A 22,201-nucleotide genomic window follows, 5' to 3' on the forward strand; every position below is an offset into this window, starting at 1 on the left:
ATCACTCCGGCTCAGGCGCCGCTGATGCCCTCGGGCCCGCCGGCCTGCTCGTCGAAGTTCTCGTGCTCCAGCAGGTGCAGCACCGGTACGCCGAGCTTCCGGCGTGCGCGCGAGGTCCAGTCGACGTGGAAGAACTCGGCGACGACGTGGGAGCGGGTGAGCACGATCGCCTCCTGGCCGTCCTGCGCCTTGACGGTGTCGATGAGGGCGTCCACGGCCGGGCCCGCCACGACCTGCGAGCTGCCGATCGTGGCGCCGGCCGCCTCCAGCACGGTGAGCGTCGCAGCGAGCTCCCGCTCGGCGCGCTCCTGGTTCTCATCGCGCAGGGCGTCGATGTCGTCGGGGCTCGGCGTCATCGGCGTGGCCATCATGTCGACGCCACCCATCGCACCGAGGGAGGCCTCGACCGCAGCCGCGGCGTCGGCCATCGGCAGCAGCACGTGGTAGACGACCTCCGCGTCGAGCTCCTCGTGCAGCGACCGCACCCGATGGGCGTCCTCGCTGCTCAGCGACTGCTCGACGAGGAGCACGACGTCGTACCGCTCCCGGATCTCGGTGCTCATGGGACCAGTATCTCCTGCGCCCGGCTCAGCCGCCGAGCACGTCCGCCAGGTCGTAGTTGACCGGCTGCTCGAGCTGGTCGTAGCCGCACGACTCCGGGTCTCGGTCCTCGCGCCAGCGCTTGAAGTGGGCGGTGTGCCGGAAGCGGCGGCCCTCCATGGCGTCGTACTTCACCTCGAGCACGCGCTCGGGCCGCAGCGGCGTGAAGGAGAGGTCCTTGCCCTGGCTCCACCGGCTCTGCGTCCCGGGCTGGCGGCCCGGGTTCGCCACCAGGAATTCCTGCCAGCGTCCCCAGGGGTGCTCCTCGATCGGGCACACCAGGGGCTGCAGCTCCTGCCACAGCTCGGCCCGCCGCGCGTCGGTGAAGCTGGCCGACACCCCGACGTGCTGCAGCTCGCCGCCGTCGTACAGCCCGAGCAGCAGGCTCCCGATCAGGGGCCGTTCCGGGGTGCTGGTCTTGTGCTCGCGGTAGCCCGCGAGCACGACGTCGGCGGTCCGCTCGTGCTTGATCTTCAGCATCGTGCGCTGGTTGGGCTGGTACGGCGCACCCATCGGCTTGGCGACCACGCCGTCCAGGCCGGCGCCCTCGAAGGTGTGGAACCACTCCTCGGCGACGGCGGGGTCGGTGCTGGTCCGCGTGAGGTGGCACGGCCCTTCGGCGGGCAGGCCGGCGAGGGCCTCCTCGAGCGCCGCACGGCGCTCGGAGAACGGGCGGTCGACGTACGACGTGTCGCCGAGCGCGAGCAGGTCGAACGCGACGAAGCTCGCCGGCGTCTGCTCGGCCAGCAGCTTGATCCGGCTCGCGGCCGGGTGGATGCGCTCCTGCAGCACCTCGAACTGGAGCCGGTCCCGCCCATCGGTCGGCAGCGCCACGAAGATCTCGCCGTCGAGGACGCAGCGGTCCGGCAGCTGCGCCCGCGCCGCCTCCTCCAGCTCGGGGAAGTAGCGCGTCAGCGGCTTGGTGTTGCGGCTCGCGAGCTCGACCTCGTCGCCGTCCTTGAAGACGATGCAGCGGAACCCGTCCCACTTCGGCTCGAAGCTGAGCCCGCCGAACTTGTCCGGGTCGGGCACGCCCTTGACGGCCTTCGCGAGCATCGGCAGCACGGGCGGCATCACGGGGAGGTCCACGTCGTGGAGGTTAGCCGCTGGTCGAGTGACCGAACGCTCACCCCAGGAGGCGTATCGAGACCGTCCACATCGGGCACTGGGACACCCATGACGGGACAAGTGGTCGTGGTGACGGGTGCCAGCGCAGGGGTCGGCCGCGCGACGGCGATCGAGTTCGCCAAGCGCGGGGCGAAGGTGGCGCTCCTCGCCCGCGGCGAGCGCGGTCTCGAGGGCGCGGCCCGCGAGGTCGAGGAGGCCGGCGGCACGGCGCTGACGATCCCGACCGACGTCGCCGACCACGACCAGGTGCAGGCGGCCGCGGCACGTGCGGAGGACGAGCTCGGGCCGATCGACGTCTGGGTCAACAACGCCTTCTCCGCGGTCTTCGCGCCGTTCATGGAGACCACGATGGAGGAGTTCCACCGCGCGACCGAGGTCACCTACCTCGGCGTCGTGCACGGGACCCGTGCCGCGCTCGACCGGATGCTGCCGCGCGACCGCGGAGTGGTGGTCCAGGTCGGCTCGGCGCTGGCCTACCGCGGCATCCCGCTGCAGTCGGCGTACTGCGGCGCCAAGCACGCGATCCAGGGCTTCGCCGAGTCCGTCCGCTGCGAGCTGCTGCACGACGGCAGCCAGGTCCGCACCACGATGGTGCAGCTCCCGGCGCTGAACACGCCGCAGTTCGACTGGGTGATGAGCCGGCTGCCCGACCACCCCCAGCCGGTGCCGCCGATCTTCCAGCCCGAGGTGGCCGCGCGGCAGATCGTCTACGCCGCCGACCACCCCCGCCGCCGGGAGTACGTCGTCGGCGCGAGCGCGGCCGCGACGATCCTCGGCAACTACGTGGCACCGCGGGTGCTCGACCACTACCTCGCCCGCACCGGCTACGGCTCGCAGCAGACCGACGCCCGCGGGCTGCGGCGCGCCCCGGGGCCCGGCAACCTCTGGGAGCCGGCCGACGGCAAGGACGGGCGTGACTACGGCACGCACGGGTCCTTCGACGACCAGGCCCGGCCGCGGTCGGCCCAGGCGATCCTGTCCCGGAAGCTGAGCCCGGCGCTGGTCAACGGCGTGGGCGCGGCGGCGGCCGGCAGCCTGATGGTGGCCCAGGACCTGCGGCAGTTCGTCGGGGCGATCCTGGACCGGCGCTCCTAGCGCCGGCCCTAGCCGGTCCGCATCTCCTCGCCGTCCAGGTGCCGGGCGGTGTTCACGATGCCGACCATGCTGAAGGCCTGCGGTGTGTTGCCGAGCTGACGGGCGTGCTCGGCGTCGTACTCCTCGCTGAGCAGGCCCACGTCGTTGCGCAGGCCGAGGAGCTTCTCGAAGAGCGCTTCTGCCTCCTTGTCCCGGCCGGTGGCGAGCAGGGCGTCGGCGTGCCAGAAGCTGCACGCGAGGAACGCGCCCTCGCCGTGCGGCATCGGATCGACGTCGCCATCGGCCTCCGGGTCGTAGCGCATCAGCAGGTCGCCGTGTCCGAGCTCGCGCTCCACGGCGGCGATCGTGCCGGCGACCCGCGGGTCGTCCCCGGGCAGGAAGCCGACGCGGGGGAGCAGCAGCAGCGCGGCGTCGAGGCCGCGCGAGCCGTAGAACTGGGTGAACGTGTTCCGGTCGCTGTCGTAGCCCTTGCGGCAGACCTCGTCGTGGATCTCCTGCGCCAGTGCCCGCCACCGATCGGGGTCACCCTCGAGGCCGGCGCGCTCGACGGCGCGCACCGCCCGGTCGACCCCGGCCCACGCCATCACCTTCGAGTGCACGAACTGGCGGGGGTCGCCGCGCATCTCCCACAGGCCGTTGTCGGGCTCCTGCCAGTGGCCCTCGAGCCAGTCGAGCAGCCCGCGCTGCAGGTCCCACGCGCTCTCCTCGGGGCCGAGACCCGCCTCGCGCGCGAGGTGCAGGCCGGCGAGCACCTCGCCCCACACGTCCAGCTGACGCTGGCCGGCTGCGTCGTTGCCGATCCGGACCGGCCGCGAACCGGCGAAGCCGGACAGGTGGTCGAGGGTCAGCTCAGGCATGAAGCGGTCGCTGTCGACGGTGTACATGATCTGCAGGTCCGCCGGGTGCCCGGCGACCGCGCGCACCAGCCACTCGCGCCACGCCCGCGCCTCGTCGACGTACCCGGTCCCGAGGAGGGCCTGCAGGGCGAAGGTCGCGTCCCGGAGCCAGCAGTAGCGGTAGTCCCAGTTGCGCACGCCGCCGATCTCCTCCGGGAGGGAGGTCGTCGCCGCCGCCACGATGCCGCCGGTCGGCGCGTAGGTCAGCGCCTTGATCGTCAGCAGCGCCCGGCGCACCGGCTCGGCCCAGCGGCCGCCGTAGGCGCAGCCGCCGATCCAGTCCTCCCAGAACCGGGTGGTGTCCTCCAGCGCGCGGTCGGCGTCGACCGGCTCGGGGCGGGGCAGGTGCGACGCGGCGTAGGTCAGCACGAACCGGGCGCGGTCGCCCTCCCGGACCGTGAACTCGGAGGTGAGTACGCCGTCCGCGTGCTCGACCGGCGGGTCGGCGCGCAGCCACAGGGCGTGCGGCCCGGCCACGACGTGGGCGTCCGGTCCCTCCTGGCGGATCCAGGGTGCCTGCCGGCCGTAGCCGTACCTCGCCCGCAGCTCGGACCGCATCCGCACGGTGCCGCGCACGCCCTCGACGATCCGCACGACGTCGGCGTGACGGTCGCGCACGGGCATCAGGTCGACGACGCGCACGCACCCGTCGGTCAGGTCCCAGGTCGTCTCGAGCACGAGGGTGTCGCCGACGTAGCGGCGCGAGGTCGCGCGCCGGGCGCCCTCGGGTGCCAGCCGCCAGCGGCCGTCCTCGGGCTCCCCGAGCATCGCGACGAAGCACGACGGGCTGTCGAACCGCGGCAGGCACAGCCAGTCGATGCTGCCGTCGGTCGCGACCAGCGCCGCGGTGTGGAGGTCGCCGATGACGGCGTAGTCCTCGATCCGCTTGTCCGGCCCGCTGCGATCGGTCATCGGTGGGTGAAGATCTCCTGCGCCTTGGTCTTGACGCCCTCCTTGATCACGCCCCAGCGGTCCTCGTCGCCCTTGATCAGCGACTCGGCCGTGTTCTTCGCCTGCTCGAAGGTCGCGTGCGGCGGGATCGGAGGCACGTCCGGGTCGCAGTGCACGTCGAGCACCGTCGGTCGGTCCGCGGCGAGCGCCCGCTCCCACGCGGGACCGACCTCCTCCGGGTCGGCGACGGTGATGCCGAGCAGGCCGATCGACTCGGCGAAGCCGGCGTAGGAGACGTCGGGAAGAGTCTGCGACGCGGCGAACTTGGGCGCGCCGCCCATCCCGCGGAGCTCCCAGGTGACCTGGTTGAGGTCGTTGTTGTGGAGCACCGCGACGACGAGCCGTGGGTCGCTCCAACGCTCCCAGTAGTGCCGGATCGTGAGGAGCTCGGCCATGCCGTTCATCTGCATCGCGCCGTCGCCCTCGAGCGCGATCGCCGGTCGTTCGGGGTGCGCGAACTTGGCGCCGATCGCGTAGGGCACGCCCGGACCCATCGTCGCGAGGGTGCCGGAGAGCGAGCCACGGACGTTCCCGCGGAACCTCAGCTGGCGGGCGTACCAGTCGGCGGCAGAGCCGCTGTCGGCCACGACGATCGCGTCGTCGGGAAGGCGCGGCGAGAGCTCGCTGAAGATCCGCATCGGGTTGATCGGCTTCGCCTCGACGGCCGCCTCGGCCGCCATCGTCTCCCACCACGAGGCCACCTGCTCCTCGATCCCCTCCCGCCAGCCGCGGCCGGTCTTGCGCTCGAGCAGCGGGATCAGCGCGCGCAGGGTCGCCGCGGCGTCGCCGACGAGGTTCACCTCGTAGGGGTAGCGCATCCCGATCATCGCGCCGTCGATGTCGATCTGCACCGCCCGGGCCTGGTCGAGCGGCGGCAGGAACTGGCTGTAGGGGAAGCTCGAACCGACCGTGAGCAGCGTGTCGCAGTCGTTCATCATGTCGTAGCTCGGCCGGGTCCCGAGCAGGCCGATGGATCCCGTCACGTAGGGCAGGCCGTCGGCCAGCACGTCCTTGCCCAGCAGCGCCTTGGCGACGCCGGCGCCGAGCAGGTCGGCCACCTGCGCGATCTCGTCCTGCGCGCCGCGAGCGCCCTGGCCGACGAGAATCGCGACCTTGCTCCCGGAGTTGAGCACCTCGGCAGCACGACGTACGGCGACGTCGTCGGGGACCGCGGTCGGCCAGTCGATGTCGAGGCTGGACGGGACCATCTTGAACTCGTGGCCCGGCGGCGTGTACTCCAGCTCCTGCACGTCGGCCGGGACGATCACCGCCGTCGGTGCGCGCCGCGTCATCGCGACCCGGATCGCGCGGTCGATCACGTTGGGCAGCTGCTCGGGCACGGTGACCATCTGCACGTAGTCGCTGGCGACGTCCTTGAACAGGCTCGGGAGGTCGACCTCCTGCTGGTAGGACCCGCCGATGGCCGACCGAGCGGTCTGCCCGACGATCGCCATCACCGGGACGTGGTCGAGCTTGGCGTCGTAGAGGCCGTTGAGGAGGTGGATGGCACCCGGGCCCGAGGTCGCCATGCAGACCCCGACGCGGCCGCCGAACTTGGCGTAGCCGACCGCCTGCAGGGCGCTCATCTCCTCGTGCCGCGACTGGATGAACGACGGCTGGTCCTCCGCCTTGCCGAACGCGGCGATCAGGCCGTTGATGCCGTCGCCCGGGTAGCCGAAGACGTGCTCCACGCCCCACTGTCGCAGCCGCTCGAGCAGGTAGTCGGCAACCGTCGTGGTCATCTCGTCCCTCCTTCTGCCGGGGCGTCCCCGGACAGCTCGGCGGTACCCGAGAAGCGGCCCTTCAGGCGGTCCCCGGCGGCGGGGTGACGAGCTCGTCCGGTCGTCCCGGCAGGACGGTGGCGATGTAGTCGGCGGCGGTGTCGAAGATGTCGACCTCGTGCCCGGCGCGCTCGGAGAGGTACCAGCGGTGCACGAGCACCTCGTGGAAGAACTCGGCGGGCTCGATCTTGCTCCTGTGCTCGGCCGGGAGGAGGGCGACGAGCGGCTCGTAGACCTCGGTCAGCCACCGGCTCGCGACGACGTGACGGTCGAGATGACCGAGGTCGTGGTGCGCCGCGTAGGCCGCCAGGTCGTTGAGCAGCCGGCGTGCCTGGTTGTCCTCGACCACGAGGCCGGTGAGCGATTGGAGCTCCCGCTGGTGGTGGCCGGCCTCCACCACCTTCGGCTGGATCCGCACCCGGTCGCCCTCGAGGTCGGTGACGATGTCGATCTCGTCGACGTCGAAGCCGAGGTCGTTGAGCCGCTCGATGCGCTGCTCGATGCGCCACATCTCGCCGCGCTCGAACTCCTCGGCCGTGGTCAGGTCGTTCCACAGGTGGTCGTAGCGCTGGCGCAGCAGGTCGACGATCTCGTCCGCACGCACGTCGGGGTCGAGCTCGGCACCGGCCTGCAGGTCGAGGAGCTCGGCGAAGATGTTCTCGGTGGCCACGGTGAGGTCGTGCTCGCGCATCCGGTCCGACAGGCTCGGCTGCAGCTCACCGGTCTCGGCGTCGACGAGGTACGCCGCGAACCCGCCCGCGCTGCGCCGGAACAGCACGTTGGACAGCGACACGTCGCCCCAGTAGAAGTCGGCCAGGTGCAGCCGGACGAGGAGCACCACGAGCGCGTCGACCAGGGACGGCAGCTCCGCAGCCGGGAGCCCGTTCTGGAACAGGGTCCGGTAGGGGACCGAGTAGTGCAGGTGCTCGGTCAGCAGCGCCGCGGGCAGCGCATCGCCGTCGCGGTCGGTGCGTCCGGTGACGACGGCCTTGGGCGCGACCGTCGGCAGGCCGAGGCGCCGCAGGTCGCGGAGCAGCCGGTACTCCCGGAACGCCAGCGCCTTCTCGGTCTCCTTCGCGACCAGCATCTGGCGGCGCAGCTGGACGATCCGCACGACGTGGCGGGACAGACCTCGCGGCAGGCGCACCACGGGCGGCTCCGGCCACTCCGCCAGGGCCGAGTCCCACGGCAACGTCAACAGGTCCGGGTCGGGCCGGATGGCGACGACATGCAGCGCCATGGGTGAAACCTACGCCGAACTGGGCCGTCACGGCTCCAGCAGCACCGCGCCCTTGCCGCGCTGGGCCGCGACGTCGTCGGGGTTGGAGAGCCAGCAGCTCTTCATGCTCAGGCAGCCGCAGCCGATGCAGCTGTCGAGACGCGCGCGGAGCAGCTCGATCCGGCGGATCTGCTCGTCCAGGCGCGGTCGCCAGTCCTTGCTGATCCGGTGCCAGTCGGACTTGGTCGGGGTGCGGTTGTCCGGCAGCGTCGCAAGCGCCTCGCCGACCTCCTCCAGCGTCAGCCCGACCCGCTGCGCCGCCTTGATGAACGCGACGCGGCGCAGGGTCGACTGCTCGTAGCGGCGCTGGTTGCCGGTCGTCCGCGTGGAGTGGATCAGCCCCTCCGCCTCGTAGTAGCGGATCGCGCTGGTCGCCACGCCGGCACGGTCCGACAGCTGGCCGATGGTCAGGAGGGTCACCCGGACAGCGTGACGCGCAGGTCGACGTACTTCAAGGATGGTTGAGGTTGGAGCCGGTGACAGGACTCGAACCTGCGACTCTCTTATTACAAGTAAGACACTCTACCAACTGAGTTACACCGGCGATCGCCCTGGAAGGGCTGCCTCATCGTAGTCAGCGGGCGGGCCGCCGACCGAACCGCGGCGCGCAGTTGGAGCGGGCGCGCGGGATGGTGCACGATGTGGGCCGGTCCCCATGCTCCGCGACTCTCGGGAGGACGTTCGTGTCCGCAGCGAAGACCTACAGCCGCCGCCTGTTCCTGACCTACCAGGAGCTCATCGAGGGGCGCCACGGCCGCGACCTCGAGGCGGCGGTCCACAAGTACGCGATCGCGAACCGTGGGGTGAACCTCGACCAGCCGATGACGTTCCGGCAGTGGTTCGCCGAGACGGCGCCGGCCAGGCGGGCGCACTCCAAGTAGCGCTCAGCGCAGCCGCCGCGCCTCGAACCGTCGTGGCGGCTGGGCGATCGCGTCCTGGGCGCCGACGATCTGGAGCTCGCGGGTTCCGGCCGCCAGCGTCGCCTCCAGCACGCCGAACACCGAGCTCGCGGTCCGCTCGAGCGCCGTCGCGGGCGAACCCGTGTCGAGCAGGTGCGCGAGGTAGAGGGCGGCGGTGATGTCGCCGCCGCCGTTCGGCGAGATCCGCAGCAGCGGCGTGGTGACGGCCCAGGCGCCGCCGTCGGAGACCGCCACCAGGTCCAGCGTGTCCTCGTCCCGCTCGTCGTAGAGCACCGACGTGACCAGCACGTCGTCGGGCCCGTGGTCGCGGACGGCGTCGACAGCGGCGAGCAGGTGCTCCGGCGTACGGGCCTCCCGGCCGGCGAGGAACTCCAGCTCGAAGTGGTTCGGCGTGATGATGTCCGCCTGCGGCACCACCTCGTCGCGCATGAACTCCGGGATGCCCGGGCGGACGAACATCCCGCGGCCGACGTCGCCCATCACCGGGTCGCAGCAGTAGACGGCGTCCGGGTTGAGCGCCTTCACCTTCGCGACCGCCTCCAGGATCACCGCGCCCACGGCGGGATCGCCCTGGTAGCCGGACAGGACCGCGTCCGCCGTACCGAGCACCCCGCGGTCCTCGATACCGGCGATCACCTCGCGCACGTCGTCCGGGGCGAGCAGCGGGCCGCGCCACGCGCCGTACCCGGTGTGGTTGGAGAAGTGCACGGTGATCACCGGCCACGCCTCGTGGCCGAGGCGCTGGAGGGGGAACACCGCGGCGGAGTTGCCGACGTGCCCGTAGGCGACGGAGGACTGGATGGACAGGATCCGCATCCGGCCATCCTTCCAGGACGGGATGTGAAACCCTTTCGGCAAGAAACTAGAACGCGTTACAGTTGGTCGGCCGTCCCGCTCGTGGGGCGATGCTGGTAGGACAGGGAAGGGACTCGCACATGGCCAAGCGCCCGTCGTACACGAACGAGGCCGACTACGTGGTGGTCGGCTCGGGGAGCTCCGGCTCGATCATCGCCGGGCGGCTGGCCGAGGCGGGCGAGAGCGTGATCCTGCTCGAGGCCGGCAAGTCCGACGACCAGATGCTCACGATGATCCCGGGCATGATCGGCCCGATGCACGCCGAGCCCAAGCTCAAGGCGCGCAACGACTGGGGCTTCTACTCGGTCCCGCAGGAGAACCTCGGCGGCCGCCGGATGCCGGCGCCCCGCGGCAAGGTGCTGGGCGGGTCGAGCTCGGTCAACGGCATGGTCTACGTGCGCGGCAACCGCGCCAACTACGACTCGTGGGCGGCCGAGGGCAACACCGGCTGGAGCGCCGACGAGGTCAACCCGGCGTTCAAGCGCTACGAGGACTTCGAGGACGGCGAGAACGCCTACCGCGGCGCCGGCGGACCGATCCGGATCACCCGGTCCAAGACGCCGCAGGCCGCGACCCAGCTCTTCATCCAGTCGACCGCCGACACCCTCGGCGTGAAGATCCTCGACGACTACAACGCCGCCGAGCAGGAGGGCATCGCCCGGATGCAGCAGAACGCTGCCGACGGCCTGCGCTACTCCTCCGCGCGCGGCTACGTCCACAACCTCAACAAGGACAAGCCCAACCTGCAGGTGCAGACCCGGGTGCACGCGACCAAGGTGGTCGTCGAGAACGGCCGCGCCACCGGCGTCGAGGTCGCCGACCTCGACAAGACCGGCACCAAGGCCACCACCCGCCGCTTCATCCGTGCCGGCAAGGAGGTCATCGTCGCGGCCGGCTTCATCGGCAGCCCGCAGCTGCTGATGCTCTCCGGCATCGGACACCCCGACCACCTCGCCAGCCTCGGCATCGACGTCGTCGCAGACCTCCCGGTCGGCGACAACCTGCACGACCACCTGTTCCACCCGCTGACCTTCCACGTCCCCGCGGTGACCCACCGCGGCAAGCCGCTCTACTTCGGCAAGGGGCTGCTCAAGGAGAAGATGCGGCCCGGTACGTCGTTCCTCGCGAACTCCGTCTTCGAGTCGGTCGGCTTCGTGCGGACGTCGTACGCCGACCCGGCGGGCCCGCCGGACCTGCAGCTGCACATGCTCCCGTGGGCCTACGTCAGCCCCAACCAGGACGCACCGATCAGGCACGAGGTCGACCCGCGGCCCGCGATGACCGTCTTCTCCACGCTCATCTACCCGCGCAGCCGGGGCACGCTGCGGCTCGCGAGCAGCGACCCGCTGGCCGCGCCGCTCATCGACTACGGCTACTTCAAGGAGCCCGACGACGCCGCCGTGCTCGCCGAGGGCACCGAGATGATCCGCGAGATCATGGCGGGCGCCGCGTTCGGCGGCGGCGTCAAGGAGGAGATCCACCCCGGTGCGGGCGTGCAGGGCAAGGAGCTGCGCGAGGCGCTGAAGATCCGCTCCACCTCGGTCTACCACGGCGTCGGCACCTGCCGGATGGGCGTGGACGACCGCGCGGTCGTCGGCCCGGACCTCAAGGTCCGCGGGATCGAGGGGCTGCGGGTCGCGGACGCCTCGATCATGCCGTCGATCACCGGCGGCAACACCAACGCGCCGTGCTACATGATCGGCGAGCGAGCGACCGACTTCATCCTGGGAAGGGCCTGACCACCCCATGACCACGCCGCTGCGACGTCCCGCGTCCGTCACCGACGAGCTCCTCGAGCGCCTCGTCTCCCGGGTGCCGGGGTCGACCGGCGCCACCTGGAAGCTCACCGAGGTCTACACCGGCGAGGTCGTGGTCGAGCTGCCGCAGTCGACCCCTGCCGACATCGAGCGGGCCTTCCACGAGGCCCGGGCCGCGCAGAAGCTGTGGGCCGAGTGGCCGGTCAAGAAGCGGCTGGAGGTCTTCGACCGCGCGCACGCGCTGCTGGTCGACAACGCGCAGACCACCGCCGACCTGCTCCAGGTCGAGAGCGGCAAGAACCGGCGGATGGCCATCGAGGAGACCTGCGACCCGCCGATGGTCATCAGCCACTACCTCAAGCGCGCAGCCAAGCTGCTCGCGCCGACGAAGCGGGGCGGCCCGGTCCCGTTCCTGTCCAGCTCCACCGAGGTGCACGTGCCCAAGGGCGTGGTCGGGATCATCGCGCCCTGGAACTTCCCGTTCGCGACCGGACTCTCCGACGCGATCCCGGCACTCATGGCCGGCAACGCCGTCGTCGTGAAGCCCGACAACAAGACGGCGCTGTCGCCGCTCTACGGCATCTCGCTGCTCGAGGAGGCCGGGCTGCCGAAGGGGCTCTTCCAGGTCGTCTGCGGGGAGGGCCCGGACATCGGTCCGACCCTGATCGACAACGCCGACTACGTCATGTTCACCGGCTCCACCGCGACCGGCCGGGTCATCGGCGAGCGCGCCGGGCGGAACCTGATCGGCTGCTGCCTCGAGCTGGGCGGCAAGAACCCGATGGTCGTCCTCGACGACGTCGACGCTGAGGAGTGGGTGCAGGGCTCGCTGTTCGCCGTCTTCGGCAACACCGGGCAGATCTGCATGCACATCGAGCGGATCTACCTGCCCGAGTCGCGCTACGACGAGCTGCGCGAGGCGTTGGTGAAGGCTGCCGCGGGCCTCGAGATCGGGGCGGCGTACGACTTCGGGCCGGAGATCGGCTCGCTGGTCTCCGTCGACCACAAGGATCGCGTCGCCTCGCACGTCGCCGACGCCGTCGCGAAGGGCGCGACCGTGCTCACCGGCGGCCGCGAGCGGCCGGACCTCGGCCCCGCGTTCTTCGAGCCGACCGTGCTCGAGGGCGTCACCAAGGACATGCTCGCCGGGCAGACCGAGACGTTCGGCCCGGTCGTCGCGCTGCACCGCTACCGGACCGTCGACGAGGCCGTCGCGCTCGCCAACGACACCGACTACGGCCTCAACGCCTCGGTCTGGTCCTCCGACATCTGCCGCGCTGAGGCCGTCGCCGCCCGGATCGAGTCCGGCAACGTGAACATCAACGACGGCCTCGCGACGGCGTACGCCTCCAAGGGCACGCCGTCCGGCGGCGTGAAGAACTCCGGGGTCGGCGCCCGCCACGGCGACCAGGGCCTGCTGAAGTACACCGACGTCAAGAACGTCGCGGTGCTGAAGAAGCAGGTGATGGGCCCCCGCCCGGGCCAGGAGTACGACGCCTACGTCAAGCAGATGCTCAGCTCGCTGAAGCTGATGAAGCGGCTCCGCGTCCGCTGACTCCTCGCCGAGCCGGCAGAAACTCAGGACGAACGACGCCGAGTCGGCTCAAGCTTGAGCCGACTCGGCGATCCGGCGGCTCAGGCCTCGATGGCCTCGGTCTGGTTCGCAGGCTGCACGCCGGCGATCTGGACCTTCCGCGGCTTCGCCCTCTCGGCGACCGGGACGACCAGGCGCAGCACGCCGTTGTCGTAGCCGGCCTCGATACGGTCGAGGTCGAGGTTGTCGCCCAGCACGAGCTGGCGGCTGAACTGGCCGTGCACGCGCTCGGACGCGAGCCGCTGCCAGTCGCCGTTGCCGGCGACGCGCTCGGCCCGGACCGTCAGCACGTTGCGCTCGACGTCGATGTCGATGCTCTCCGGGTTGATGCCCGGGAGGTCGAACTCGATGACGAACCGGTCGCCCTCCCGCCAGGCGTCCATCGGCATGACCGCCGGCCGGTTGGTGGTGCCCAGCGAGGAGCCCAGCAGCTGCTGGGTCAGACGGTCGAAGTCACGGAACGGATCGGTGGAACGCAGCAACATGGTGTCCTCCTCGGAGTGTCTCGGGGTGGTTGATCTGTATTGACTGTTATAGATAATCTGTTTCCAGGATTCAAGAGGCGAAAGGCAGGAAGTGGCGGACCAGGCACGCGGGGTCTTCGCGATCTCCGTCGCGGCCGAGCTCGTGTCGATGGAGATCCAGAACCTCCGCGTCTACGAGCGCCGGGGGCTGGTCGAGCCCACCCGGAGCGCCGGCGGGACCCGGCTCTACTCCGAGCAGGACATCGAGCGGCTGCACCGCGTCCGCGACCTCCTCGCCGAGGGCCTCAACCTCGCCGGCATCCGGCGAGTCCTCGAGCTCGAGGACGAGGTGGCGCGGTTGCGAGCGCGGCTCCGTCGGCGCGGCTAGGGTCGGCGGCGTGCCGACCGATGCCGCGTTCGACGACGTCCGCGACGACGTGGCGGCGGCGGCCCGCCGGCTGGCCGCCGAGGGCTTGCTGATCGGGACGGCGGGCAACGTGAGCGCCCGGCTGCCCGGGACCGACCTGGTGGCGGTGACCGCGACCGGCGTCGTGCTGGGGGAGTGCGCCGTCGAGCACATCAGCGTCGTCGACGCGGCGGGTGCCGTCGTTGCCGGAGACCTTGCGCCGACCTCGGAGCTCGACCTCCATCGGGCGGTCTACGCGTCCGGCGGCGCCGGCGCGATCGTGCACACGCATGCGCCGTACGCGACGGCGGTCGCGTGCGCCGTCGACGTCCTCCCGGTGCTGCACTACCAGCAGCTGCTGCTCGGGGGAGAGGTGCGCGTGGCGCCGTACGCCACGTTCGGCACGCCCGAGCTCGCCGCCCACGTGGCCGCCGCGCTCGAGGGCCGGAGCGCGGCGCTGATGGCCAACCACGGTGCCGTGAACCATGCGGCCGATCTCGGCGCGGCGGTCGACGGCGCGCTGCTGCTCGAGTGGTGCGCGCGGCTGTACGTCAACGCGAGCCGGCTCGGTGAGCCGCGCGTCCTCGACGAGGCGCAGCAGGCCGCGGTGATCGAGGCCGCGATCGCGCGCAGCTACGGGAGGACCAGACCGTCCGCGGAAGGAACAGCATGAGCCAGATGACCGTCGCCGCCGTCGGGGTGCACGTCCTCGACACCCACGTGCTCCGGGTGGAGTCGATCCCGGAGGGATCGGACGGGCAGCTGGTCGACACGATCCGGATGTCGCCCGCCGGGACTGCCGGCGGGACCGGGGTGGTCCTGCGTCGGCTGGGCGCCGACGTGCACTCGATCGGCGCGATCGGGTCCGACCCGGTCGGCGACACGCTGCTCGCCCTGCTCGAGCGCGAGGGGCTCGACGTCAGCCGGCTGGTACGGCGCGGCGACCAGCAGACGTCGGCATCGGTGCTGCCCGTGCGGCCGAACGGCGACCGGCCCGCGTGGCACGTCGTCGGCGCGAACGGGACGCTCACCCTCGACGACATCGACCTCTCCTCGGTGCCGGGGCTCACGCACGTCCACCTCGGCGGGCCGGAGTTCCTCGGCGGGCCTGCGGCCGGGGAGCTGCTCGCCGCCGCGCACGAGCTGGGGTGCACGACCTCGGTCGACGTACTCGCTCCGGGGGACCCGGACATGCTCGCCTGGATCGCCGACTGCCTCCCGCACGCCGACTACCTGCTGCCGAACGACGAGCAGGTGCTCGGCTTCACCGGCGCACCCACCCTGAACGAGGGCGCTCGCGCGCTGGTCGACGCCGGCGCCGGGTGCGTCGCGGTCACCCAGGGCGCGAAGGGCGCGCTCGTCGTCACCTCCGACGAGAGCCACGAGGTCCCGGCGTTCGCGATCGACGTGATCGACACGACCGGGTGCGGCGACGCGTTCTCGGCCGGGTTCCTCCGGGGCCTCTCGCTCGGCCACGACCTCGCCTCCGCCGCGCGCCTCGGGTGCGCCACCGCGGCCCAGGTCGCCCAGGGCGTCGGCACCGACCACGGCAGCTACGACCTCGACGTGGTCCTCGCCTTCGCCGAGTCGGCAGAAACTCAAGCCTGAGATCGCCGAGTCGGCTCAAGCTTGAGCCGACTCGGCGTCAGGCGACCTGGAGGCTGCGCTTGGAGAGGCCCATCCAGAAGCCGTCGATGACCTGCAGGCCGGGGGTGGAGGGGTCGGTGGCGGCGCCGAGGGTGACGAAGAGCGGCGTGTAGTGCTCGACGGTGGGGTGGGCGTAGGGCATGCCCGGCGCCCTGGTGGCGTACGACGCCAGCGTGTCCACGTCGCCGGTGGTCAGCGCCTCGGCGGCCCAGGCGTCGAAGTCCCGGGACCAGCCCGGTGCCTCGGCGTCGATCCGGAACTCCTTGAGGAACGGCAGCCCGTGGGTCAGGAAGCCGGAGCCGATGATGAGCACGCCCTCGTCGCGCAGCGGCCGGAGCCGCTCGCCGAGCCGGAGCAGCCGCGCCGGGTCCTGGGTGGGCAGCGACATCTGCAGCACCGGGATGTCGGCCTCGGGGTACATGATCCGCAGCGGCACCCACGCGCCGTGGTCGAGCCCGCGCGACACGTGCTGGTGGACCGGCTCGGTGTCCGGCATCACCGCGGCGATCCGCTGCGCCAGCGCCGAGGCGTCGGGAGTCTCGTAGGTCATCCGGTAGTACTTCGGGTCGAACCCGCCGAAGTCGTAGACCAGCGGCGCGCCGCTGGCGGTCAGCGAGACCGGTGCCGACTCCCAGTGGGCGCTGACGATCAGGATCGCCTTGGGGCGCGGCAGGTCCTGTGCCCAGGCGGCCAGCTGGCCGGACCACAGCGGGTCGTCGAGCAGCGGCGGCGCCCCGTGCCCGATGTAGAGCGCAGGCATCCGGTCGGCGTACGGCTCGGTCATGGTCACCTCAATGGTCAAAGATTCAACTTTATTCCGGGATGGACCAGTCGACGGGAGCGCCGCCGCGCTCGACCAGCAGCTCGTTGACCCGGCTGAAGGGCCGCGACCCGAAGAACCCGCGGTACGCCGACAGCGGCGAGGGGTGCGGGGACTCGACGGCAGGGATCGGGCCGAGGTGCTGCTTGAGCCCGCGCGCGTCGCTGCCCCAGAGGATCGCGGCCAGCGGCGCTCCCGCCTCGGCCCGCCGGACCAACGCCTCGATCGCGCAGGCCGTGACGTGCTCCCAGCCCTTCCCGCGGTGGGAGTTGGACTGGTTCGGGGTCACGGTCAGCACTCTGTTGAGAAGCATCACGCCCTGGTCGCTCCACGCGGTCAGGTCGCCGTGCCCGGGGACGGCGACGCCGACGTCGCTCGCGAGCTCCTGGTAGATGTTCACCAGGCTCGGCGGCAGCGGCCGCACGTGCCGCTCGACGGCGAAGCTCAGACCGATCGGGTGGGCCGGCCGCGGATAGGGGTCCTGCCCGACGATGAGCACCCGGACGTCCGCGAGCGGCCGCGCGAAGGCGCGGAACACGCGGTCGCCGGCAGGCAGGTAGCCGCGTCCCGCGGCGACCTCCTCCCGCAGGAACCGGCCCATCGCGGCGATCCGCTCCTCCACCGGAGCGAGCGCCTCCGCCCAGTCCGGCGCCATCAGTCCCTTGTCGACCAGGCCCGCCAGCGTGCTCACGGGTCCAGACGCTAGGCCATTACCTTGGCGTCATGGAGACCACCGTGACCCGCAACGAGGAACGCAGCCGCTTCGAGATCACGACCGACGACGGCACGATCGCCGGCTTCGCCGAGTACGTCGTCCGCCCAGGCGTCGTCGAGTTCCGCCACACCGAGGTGGACGACGCGTTCGAGGGACACGGCATCGGCAGCACGCTGGTGCGCGCGGCGCTCGACGAGGTGCGCGCGTCCGGCGACCGGGTCGTGCCGACCTGCCCGTTCTTCAAGAGCTGGATCGAGAAGCACGAGGACTACCAGGACCTGGTCGCCTAGAAATGCGTGATGGCGCCCCTCTCCCTCCCAGGGGCGCCATCGACTGCATGCAGCGGCATAGCGCCGACGCGGACCACGGCTCACGGTCGGACCACCGGCGGCAGCCTCAGAGAGGCGCCTGGCCCGGGGGGCTCCCTCCGGCCACTGGCCGTGGTCCCGCGTCGGTGAAAGAGAATCTACGGACCGCGACAGGGTCTGCGGATCGGGCAGCCGGGCGGAACCGTCTAGTCCTTTGGGACTAACGACCCGGAAGCGATCGGCAGCGGCTCACTTGGCCTTGAGCGCCCGCGACGCGGCCGAGGAGTGCCGCCGGCTGCGGTTGGTCCCGATCCGGGTCGAGGCGGAGCGCGCCGATCCCGACTTCCCCGCCTGCCCCGGCTGCTCTGTCGGCTCGCTCGCGTCCGTGGACCACTGGGAGATCCACTCGTCCATCGCGACCCAGGTCGTACGGCGAGCGGCCCGCCCGGTGAGCATCCCGAGGTGTCCGCCCGGGACCACCTCGAAGCGGACCTCCGGCGAGCCGGTCAGCAGCGGCACCACGGCGCGCACCGCCGGCACCGGGGCGATCCCGTCGACGGAGCCGCCGAAGGCCAGCACCGGCTGCCGCACGTTCGCCAGGTCGATGGTCCGGTCGTCGAGCTCGAAGGTCCCGATCGCGAGCTGGTTGCCCTTGGCGAAGCGGTGGTAGAGCTGCCCGAACGTCCGGCCGGGGTAGGCGATCATGTTCTCGGTGAACCGGTCGACGGCCTCGATCTGCGCGAGGAACTCCGCGTCGTCGAGGTGGCTGGCGATGGCCAGCGGCTTGGTGACCAGCTTCTGGAACGACGAGAGCTGGAAGGCCCACTTGACGATCGGCTTCGGGGCGCCGCCGAGCAGCTGGTAGCCCTTGGTGATCGGCCCGCGGCCGTTGAACCAGTTCAGCAGCGGCCGCAGCGGCGCGACGAGCGGGACCAGCGACACGTCGATCGGCGACCCGACGACGGTCAGCGAGGCGATCGGCAGGTCGGGGGAGTCCGCGGCCGTCAGGAGCGCGAAGATGCCGCCGAGGCTCCAGCCGATCACGTGCACCGGCCGCCCGCCGGCGTGCTCGGACACGACCTTGATCGCAGTCGGCACGACCTCGTCGACCCAGTGCTCGATGCCGAGGTTGCGGTCGCGGAACGACACCTCGCCGTACTCCAGGAGGTACGTCGGCCGCCCGCCGGTGACGAAGTGCTCCACCAGCGAGCACCCGCGCCGCAGGTCGTAGCAGATCGCCGGCGCCGCCAGCGGCGTCACCAGCAGCATCGGGTCGCCGGTCTCCTTGACGGTCCCCGCCGGCCGGTAGTGGTAGACCTCGCGGAGGGTCCCGTCGTCGATCAGGGTGCGGGGCATCGGACGCAGGTCGGCGAGGCCGCCGTACAGCATCTTGTGCGCGACGTTGCTGGCGGCGGCGACCACCTGGTCCGGGCCGGGGAGGCCCGGCACGCCGGGGAGCGCCGGCAGCTTGGGAGCCTTGGGGCGCGGCACCAGTTCCATGGGCGAAACCTAACGCTTCCGGAGCGGTTCCTACGACCGGTTCGCGGGCCGGACCGTCTTCTGGTGCTCGACGCCGGAGACGTCCTCCAGCTCGGTCATGAAGCTGCTGGCCCAGGCCTTGACGTCGTTCTGCGCGATCGTCTTCCGCATCGCCCGCATCCGGCGGGTGACCTCCTTGGGCTCGGCCTCGTAGGCCTCGAGCAGCGCGGCCTTCATCCCGTTGATGTCGTAGGGGTTGACCAGCCACGCCTGGCGGAGCTCGTCGGCGGCGCCGGCGAACTCCGAGAGCACGAGGGCGCCGTCCTCCTCGACGCGGCAGGCGACGTACTCCTTGGCCACGAGGTTCATCCCGTCGCGGTACGGCGTCACGACCATGATGTCGGCGGCCCGGTAGAGAGCCGCCATCTCCTCGCGCGGGTAGGACGTGTGCAGGTAGCTGATCGCCGGACGCCCGATCCGGCCGAGGTCGCCGTTGATCCGGCCGACCAGCCGGTCGATCTCGTCGCGCAGGATCCGGTACTGCTCGACCTGCTCGCGCGAGGGCACCGCGACCTGCACGAAGACGGCGTCCTCGACGTCGAAGTGCCCGTCGCGGATCAGCTCGCTGTAGGCGCGGAGCCGGGCGTAGATGCCCTTGGTGTAGTCGAGCCGGTCGATGCCGAGGAAGACCTTGGTCGGGTTGCCGAGCGCCTCGCGGATCGCCTTGGCCCGGTCGGTGACCGCGTCGGACTGGGCGAGCTCCTCGAACCCGGCGGCGTCGATCGAGATGGGGAACGCGGCTGCGCGGACCGACCGCCCGTCGGGGAGGTAGACCAGGTCGCGGTGGGTCTTGTGCCCGACCCGCTGCCGCACCAGGCGGACGAAGTTCTGCGCGGCACCGGGCAGCTGGAACCCGACCAGGTCGGCGCCGAGCAGGCCCTCGAGGATCTGCCGGCGCCAGGGCAGCTGCTGGAACAGCTCGCCCGGCGGGAACGGGATGTGCAGGTAGAAGCCGATCTTGAGGTCGGGCCGCAGGTCGCGGAGGTACTGCGGCACCAGCTGCAGCTGGTAGTCGTGCACCCAGACCGTCGCGTTCTTGGCCGCGAGCTCGGCCGCCTTCTCGGCGAAGCGCTTGTTCACCGACTGGTAGGCGTCCCACCACTCGCGGTGGAACTCGGGCTTGGCGACGACGTCGTGGTAGAGCGGCCAGAGCGTTCCGTTGGAGAAGCCCTCGTAGTACTCCTCGATCTCCTGCTCGGTCATCGCCATCGGCACCAGGGACAGGCCGTCGTCCTCGAACGGCTCCATGTCCTGGTCGGTGCCGCCCGGCCAGCCGATCCAGACCCCGCCTCCGTGGGTGCGCATGACCGGCTCGATCGCCGCGACCAGCCCGCCGGGCGAGCGCCGCCACGTGGTCTCCCCGGACGGCGTCGTGACGCGGTCGACGGGGAGCCTGTTCGCGACGATCACCAGGTCGTGGCCCACGGGAGCAGCCTATGTGAGTGCTGTGCGGTGCGAGCGCTGTGATCGTCAGCGAGCCGCGACCTGCGCCCGCAGGTCGTCGATCTGGCCGAGGATCGTGAGGGTCTGCTCGTGGGGGACCCACGGCGACTCCCGCAGGTCCGCGCGCAGGCAGTCGCCCACGTGCGCGACCTCGTTGCCGTAGCCGACGCCGATGATCGGCGTCGCCGGCTCGAAGCGCACCGGCTCCGGCGGGCTGGTGCGCGAGCTCTTGCGGTGGAAGGTGAAGTGCGGCGGGAAGTGGAAGTCGCCGGGCACCTCGATCCAGCCCTCGTCGGTGGTGATGGTCGCGGTGCAGGGGGAGTAGGACGTCAGGCTCGTCCGCAGCTCCGCGAGCACCTCGCCCGGGTAGCGGCCCGCGATCGCGACGTCGAGGTCCACCCCGGCGCCCTCCGACTCGGGGTCGAGCACGCCGGTCGCCCGCAGCTCGAGCGCCTCCCCGAGCATCACGTGGGCGAAGGTCAGCGGGTAGATCCCGATGTCGAGCAGCGCCCCGCCACCGAGCGCGGGGTTGCGCAGCCGGTGCTCCCGGCCGACGCCGGCGAGGAAGGAGAGGTCGGCCGCGAGGTGCCGCGGCGTGCCGAAGTCGCCGGCCCGCAGCCGGGCCGCCAGGTCGCGCCACACCGGGTGGCACGCGCTCCACATCGCCTCCATCAGGAACCGGTCGTGCGCACGGGCCGAGGCGAGCAGGCCCTCGGCCGAGGGCCGGTCGAGGGTCAGCGGCTTCTCGCAGAGCACGTGCTTGCCGGCCGCGAGCGAGAGCGTCGCCTGCTCCAGGTGCAGAGCGTGGGGCGAGGCGACGTACACCACGTCGACGTCGGGGTCCGCGACCAGCGCGCCGTAGTCGCCGTACGCGTTCGCGCGGAGCGCGTGGCCCCGGACGAAGTCCGCCGCCCGCTCCCGGGACCGCGAGGCGACCGCCGTGATCTCGGCGCCCGGCACCTGCGCGAGGTCCTGCGCGAAGACGCTCGCGATCGCGCCCGGTGCGATGATCCCCCAGCGGACCGTCGTCTGGCTCACGTGCCCGACCCTAGTGCCCCGTTCCGGCGTGGGAATGACACTCGTGTGATTCGGCGTCTACCATGGGTGCCATGGAGACCCAGCGGAGCAGCCAAGGGGAGGCCGCGGCCCCGGAGTCGTCCGCACTCAGCGACCGGGACCGCGAGATCCTCGAGTTCGAGCGCCAGTGGTGGAAGTACGCCGGCGCCAAGGAGACCGCCGTTCGCGACAAGTTCGACATGAGCTCGACCCGCTACTACCAGGTCCTCAACGCGCTCATCGACCGCCCGGAGGCCCTGGAGGCCGACCCGCTGCTCGTACGCCGGCTCCGGCGCCTCCGCTCGCAGCGCCAGCGCCAGCGGTCCGCGCGGCGGCTCGGCTTCGAGATCTGAGCCGATGGCTGCGCTGCGTCGGAACGAGCGAGGGGCGGTGCTGCCCTCGCCGGTCGTGCTGTTCAGCATCGTGGTCCTCGCGGTGGCGGCCGTGACGTTCTTCGTGACCCGCGGCGACCAGCCGACCGAGCGCGAGATCACCCAGGCGTCCCAGGAGTCCACCCCGAGCGGCAGCGCGTCCGGCTCCTCCGACCCGACCGACGGCGCCTCCGACGACGCCTCCGACCCGGCGAGCAGCCCGACCGAGGAGCCGACCAGGACGCCGCCGCCGCCGATCCAGAAGGACCAGGTCGGCGTCAACGTCTACAACAACACCACCGTCGCCGGGCTCGCCGGCGAGGTCCTGGCGAAGGTCGACGACATCGGCTGGAACGGGCTGGCCGCCGACAACTGGTACGGCAGCGTGCCCGCGACCACCGTCTACTACCCGGACGGGATGAAGCGCGAGGGCCGCCAGCTGGCGCTCGACCTGGGGATCCAGCGGGTGCTCCCGGCCGACACCGACAGCGACATGAGCACCGACAACCTGACGGTCATCCTGACCGGGGCCCTGGGCTGATTCCACGGCCGACCGTGCCCTGACGGGGTCACCCG

General features: G+C 71.6%; 23 protein-coding genes and 1 tRNA gene. 10 read left to right on the plus strand and 14 right to left on the minus strand.

From position 1 onward, the window contains the following. Nucleotides 1–11: 11 nt before the first annotated feature. Together ABD709_RS01515 and ABD709_RS01520 are read right to left on the minus strand one after the other, a co-directional pair. The gene (locus ABD709_RS01515; RefSeq protein ID WP_344772006.1) at nt 12–563 is read right to left on the minus strand and encodes a hypothetical protein; all 552 of its coding nucleotides are present in this window, start codon (nt 561–563) and stop codon (nt 12–14) included. Nucleotides 564–588: 25 nt separating this feature from the next. Then, nucleotides 589–1,689, minus strand: coding sequence for an ATP-dependent DNA ligase (locus ABD709_RS01520; RefSeq protein WP_344772007.1), 1,101 nt, complete (start codon nt 1,687–1,689; stop codon nt 589–591). A gap of 87 nt (nt 1,690–1,776) precedes the next feature. Here ABD709_RS01520 and ABD709_RS01525 point away from each other — a divergent pair, with 87 nt between their 5' ends. Beyond that, complete coding sequence (locus tag ABD709_RS01525; protein ID WP_344772008.1) at nt 1,777–2,823, plus strand: SDR family oxidoreductase; 1,047 nt, start codon at nt 1,777–1,779, stop codon at nt 2,821–2,823. Between the two features lie 8 nt (nt 2,824–2,831). On the opposite strand, the gene ABD709_RS01530 is transcribed toward ABD709_RS01525, so the two are convergent. The 5 genes from ABD709_RS01530 to ABD709_RS01550 all read right to left on the minus strand — a co-directional run bounded on the left by ABD709_RS01530 (nt 2,832) and on the right by ABD709_RS01550 (nt 8,274). Beyond that, nucleotides 2,832–4,631, minus strand: coding sequence for a glycoside hydrolase family 15 protein (locus tag ABD709_RS01530; protein WP_344772009.1), 1,800 nt, complete (start codon nt 4,629–4,631; stop codon nt 2,832–2,834). After that, a complete protein-coding gene (locus ABD709_RS01535) occupies nt 4,628–6,412 on the minus strand; it encodes a thiamine pyrophosphate-requiring protein (protein WP_344772010.1) in 1,785 nt (594 codons plus the stop codon). Before ABD709_RS01535 ends, ABD709_RS01530 begins: the two co-directional genes overlap by 4 nt. A gap of 61 nt (nt 6,413–6,473) precedes the next feature. Further along, nucleotides 6,474–7,691: a DUF4032 domain-containing protein gene (locus ABD709_RS01540; protein ID WP_344772011.1), complete on the minus strand. Its 1,218-nt coding sequence runs from the start codon at nt 7,689–7,691 to the stop codon at nt 6,474–6,476. Nucleotides 7,692–7,718: 27 nt separating this feature from the next. Continuing rightward, nucleotides 7,719–8,150, minus strand: a complete 432-nt coding sequence (gene soxR / locus ABD709_RS01545) for a redox-sensitive transcriptional activator SoxR (RefSeq protein ID WP_344772012.1) — start codon at nt 8,148–8,150, stop codon at nt 7,719–7,721. Between the two features lie 48 nt (nt 8,151–8,198). Continuing rightward, nucleotides 8,199–8,274, minus strand: a tRNA-Thr gene (locus ABD709_RS01550). Between the two features lie 139 nt (nt 8,275–8,413). Here ABD709_RS01550 and ABD709_RS01555 point away from each other — a divergent pair. After that, nucleotides 8,414–8,611: a hypothetical protein gene (locus tag ABD709_RS01555; RefSeq protein WP_344772014.1), complete on the plus strand. Its 198-nt coding sequence runs from the start codon at nt 8,414–8,416 to the stop codon at nt 8,609–8,611. 3 nt (nt 8,612–8,614) lie between these two features. On the opposite strand, the gene pdxY is transcribed toward ABD709_RS01555, so the two are convergent. After that, nucleotides 8,615–9,466: a pyridoxal kinase PdxY gene (gene pdxY, locus ABD709_RS01560; RefSeq protein ID WP_344772015.1), complete on the minus strand. Its 852-nt coding sequence runs from the start codon at nt 9,464–9,466 to the stop codon at nt 8,615–8,617. Nucleotides 9,467–9,585: 119 nt separating this feature from the next. Between pdxY and ABD709_RS01565 the strand changes: the two genes are divergently transcribed. Together ABD709_RS01565 and ABD709_RS01570 are read left to right on the plus strand one after the other, a co-directional pair. Continuing rightward, complete coding sequence (locus ABD709_RS01565) at nt 9,586–11,244, plus strand: GMC family oxidoreductase (RefSeq protein ID WP_344772017.1); 1,659 nt, start codon at nt 9,586–9,588, stop codon at nt 11,242–11,244. Nucleotides 11,245–11,251: 7 nt separating this feature from the next. Next, the gene (locus tag ABD709_RS01570) at nt 11,252–12,817 is read left to right on the plus strand and encodes a succinic semialdehyde dehydrogenase (RefSeq protein WP_344772018.1); all 1,566 of its coding nucleotides are present in this window, start codon (nt 11,252–11,254) and stop codon (nt 12,815–12,817) included. Nucleotides 12,818–12,897: 80 nt separating this feature from the next. Here ABD709_RS01570 and ABD709_RS01575 read toward each other — a convergent pair whose 3' ends face one another. Continuing rightward, complete coding sequence (locus ABD709_RS01575) at nt 12,898–13,341, minus strand: Hsp20/alpha crystallin family protein (RefSeq protein WP_344772019.1); 444 nt, start codon at nt 13,339–13,341, stop codon at nt 12,898–12,900. Between the two features lie 91 nt (nt 13,342–13,432). On the opposite strand from ABD709_RS01575, the gene ABD709_RS01580 reads away from it, so the two are divergent. The 3 genes from ABD709_RS01580 to ABD709_RS01590 are packed head-to-tail and all read left to right on the plus strand — an operon-like array spanning nt 13,433 to nt 15,334. Next, on the plus strand, nt 13,433–13,708 hold the full coding sequence (locus tag ABD709_RS01580; protein WP_344772020.1) for a MerR family transcriptional regulator: 276 nt from the start codon (nt 13,433–13,435) through the stop codon (nt 13,706–13,708). A 10-nt stretch (nt 13,709–13,718) separates the two neighbouring features. Further along, on the plus strand, nt 13,719–14,399 hold the full coding sequence (locus tag ABD709_RS01585; protein WP_344772021.1) for a class II aldolase/adducin family protein: 681 nt from the start codon (nt 13,719–13,721) through the stop codon (nt 14,397–14,399). Further along, nucleotides 14,396–15,334, plus strand: a complete 939-nt coding sequence (locus tag ABD709_RS01590; protein ID WP_344772022.1) for a carbohydrate kinase family protein — start codon at nt 14,396–14,398, stop codon at nt 15,332–15,334. The genes ABD709_RS01585 and ABD709_RS01590 overlap by 4 nt, the downstream gene beginning before the upstream one ends. A 37-nt stretch (nt 15,335–15,371) precedes the next feature. Here ABD709_RS01590 and ABD709_RS01595 read toward each other — a convergent pair whose 3' ends face one another. Then, a complete protein-coding gene (locus ABD709_RS01595) occupies nt 15,372–16,175 on the minus strand; it encodes a dioxygenase family protein (protein ID WP_344772023.1) in 804 nt (267 codons plus the stop codon). 10 nt (nt 16,176–16,185) lie between these two features. Then, nucleotides 16,186–16,848, minus strand: coding sequence for a uracil-DNA glycosylase (locus tag ABD709_RS01600; RefSeq protein ID WP_344772304.1), 663 nt, complete (start codon nt 16,846–16,848; stop codon nt 16,186–16,188). Between the two features lie 68 nt (nt 16,849–16,916). Here ABD709_RS01600 and ABD709_RS01605 point away from each other — a divergent pair, with 68 nt between their 5' ends. Beyond that, nucleotides 16,917–17,198 (plus strand): GNAT family N-acetyltransferase, encoded by a 282-nt coding sequence (locus ABD709_RS01605; RefSeq protein WP_344772024.1) that lies wholly within the window; start codon nt 16,917–16,919, stop codon nt 17,196–17,198. Between the two features lie 267 nt (nt 17,199–17,465). Here the strand turns inward: ABD709_RS01605 and ABD709_RS01610 are convergent, their stop codons facing one another. The 3 genes from ABD709_RS01610 to ABD709_RS01620 are packed head-to-tail and all read right to left on the minus strand — an operon-like array spanning nt 17,466 to nt 21,236. After that, a complete protein-coding gene (locus ABD709_RS01610) occupies nt 17,466–18,716 on the minus strand; it encodes an alpha/beta fold hydrolase (RefSeq protein ID WP_344772025.1) in 1,251 nt (416 codons plus the stop codon). A 30-nt stretch (nt 18,717–18,746) separates the two neighbouring features. Beyond that, the gene (locus ABD709_RS01615; protein ID WP_344772026.1) at nt 18,747–20,180 is read right to left on the minus strand and encodes an alpha,alpha-trehalose-phosphate synthase (UDP-forming); all 1,434 of its coding nucleotides are present in this window, start codon (nt 20,178–20,180) and stop codon (nt 18,747–18,749) included. 45 nt (nt 20,181–20,225) lie between these two features. Continuing rightward, nucleotides 20,226–21,236, minus strand: coding sequence for a Gfo/Idh/MocA family protein (locus tag ABD709_RS01620; protein WP_344772027.1), 1,011 nt, complete (start codon nt 21,234–21,236; stop codon nt 20,226–20,228). 71 nt (nt 21,237–21,307) lie between these two features. Here ABD709_RS01620 and ABD709_RS01625 point away from each other — a divergent pair, with 71 nt between their 5' ends. Both ABD709_RS01625 and ABD709_RS01630 read left to right on the plus strand, forming a co-directional pair. After that, a complete protein-coding gene (locus ABD709_RS01625) occupies nt 21,308–21,607 on the plus strand; it encodes a DUF3263 domain-containing protein (protein ID WP_344772028.1) in 300 nt (99 codons plus the stop codon). Nucleotides 21,608–21,611: 4 nt separating this feature from the next. Next, entirely contained in the window at nt 21,612–22,166 is a 555-nt protein-coding gene (locus ABD709_RS01630; RefSeq protein ID WP_344772029.1) for a LytR C-terminal domain-containing protein, read from the plus strand. Nucleotides 22,167–22,201 lie beyond the last annotated feature (35 nt).

The organism is Nocardioides panacisoli, assembly GCF_039537325.1.
Taxonomy (GTDB): Bacteria; Actinomycetota; Actinomycetes; order Propionibacteriales; family Nocardioidaceae; genus Nocardioides; species Nocardioides panacisoli.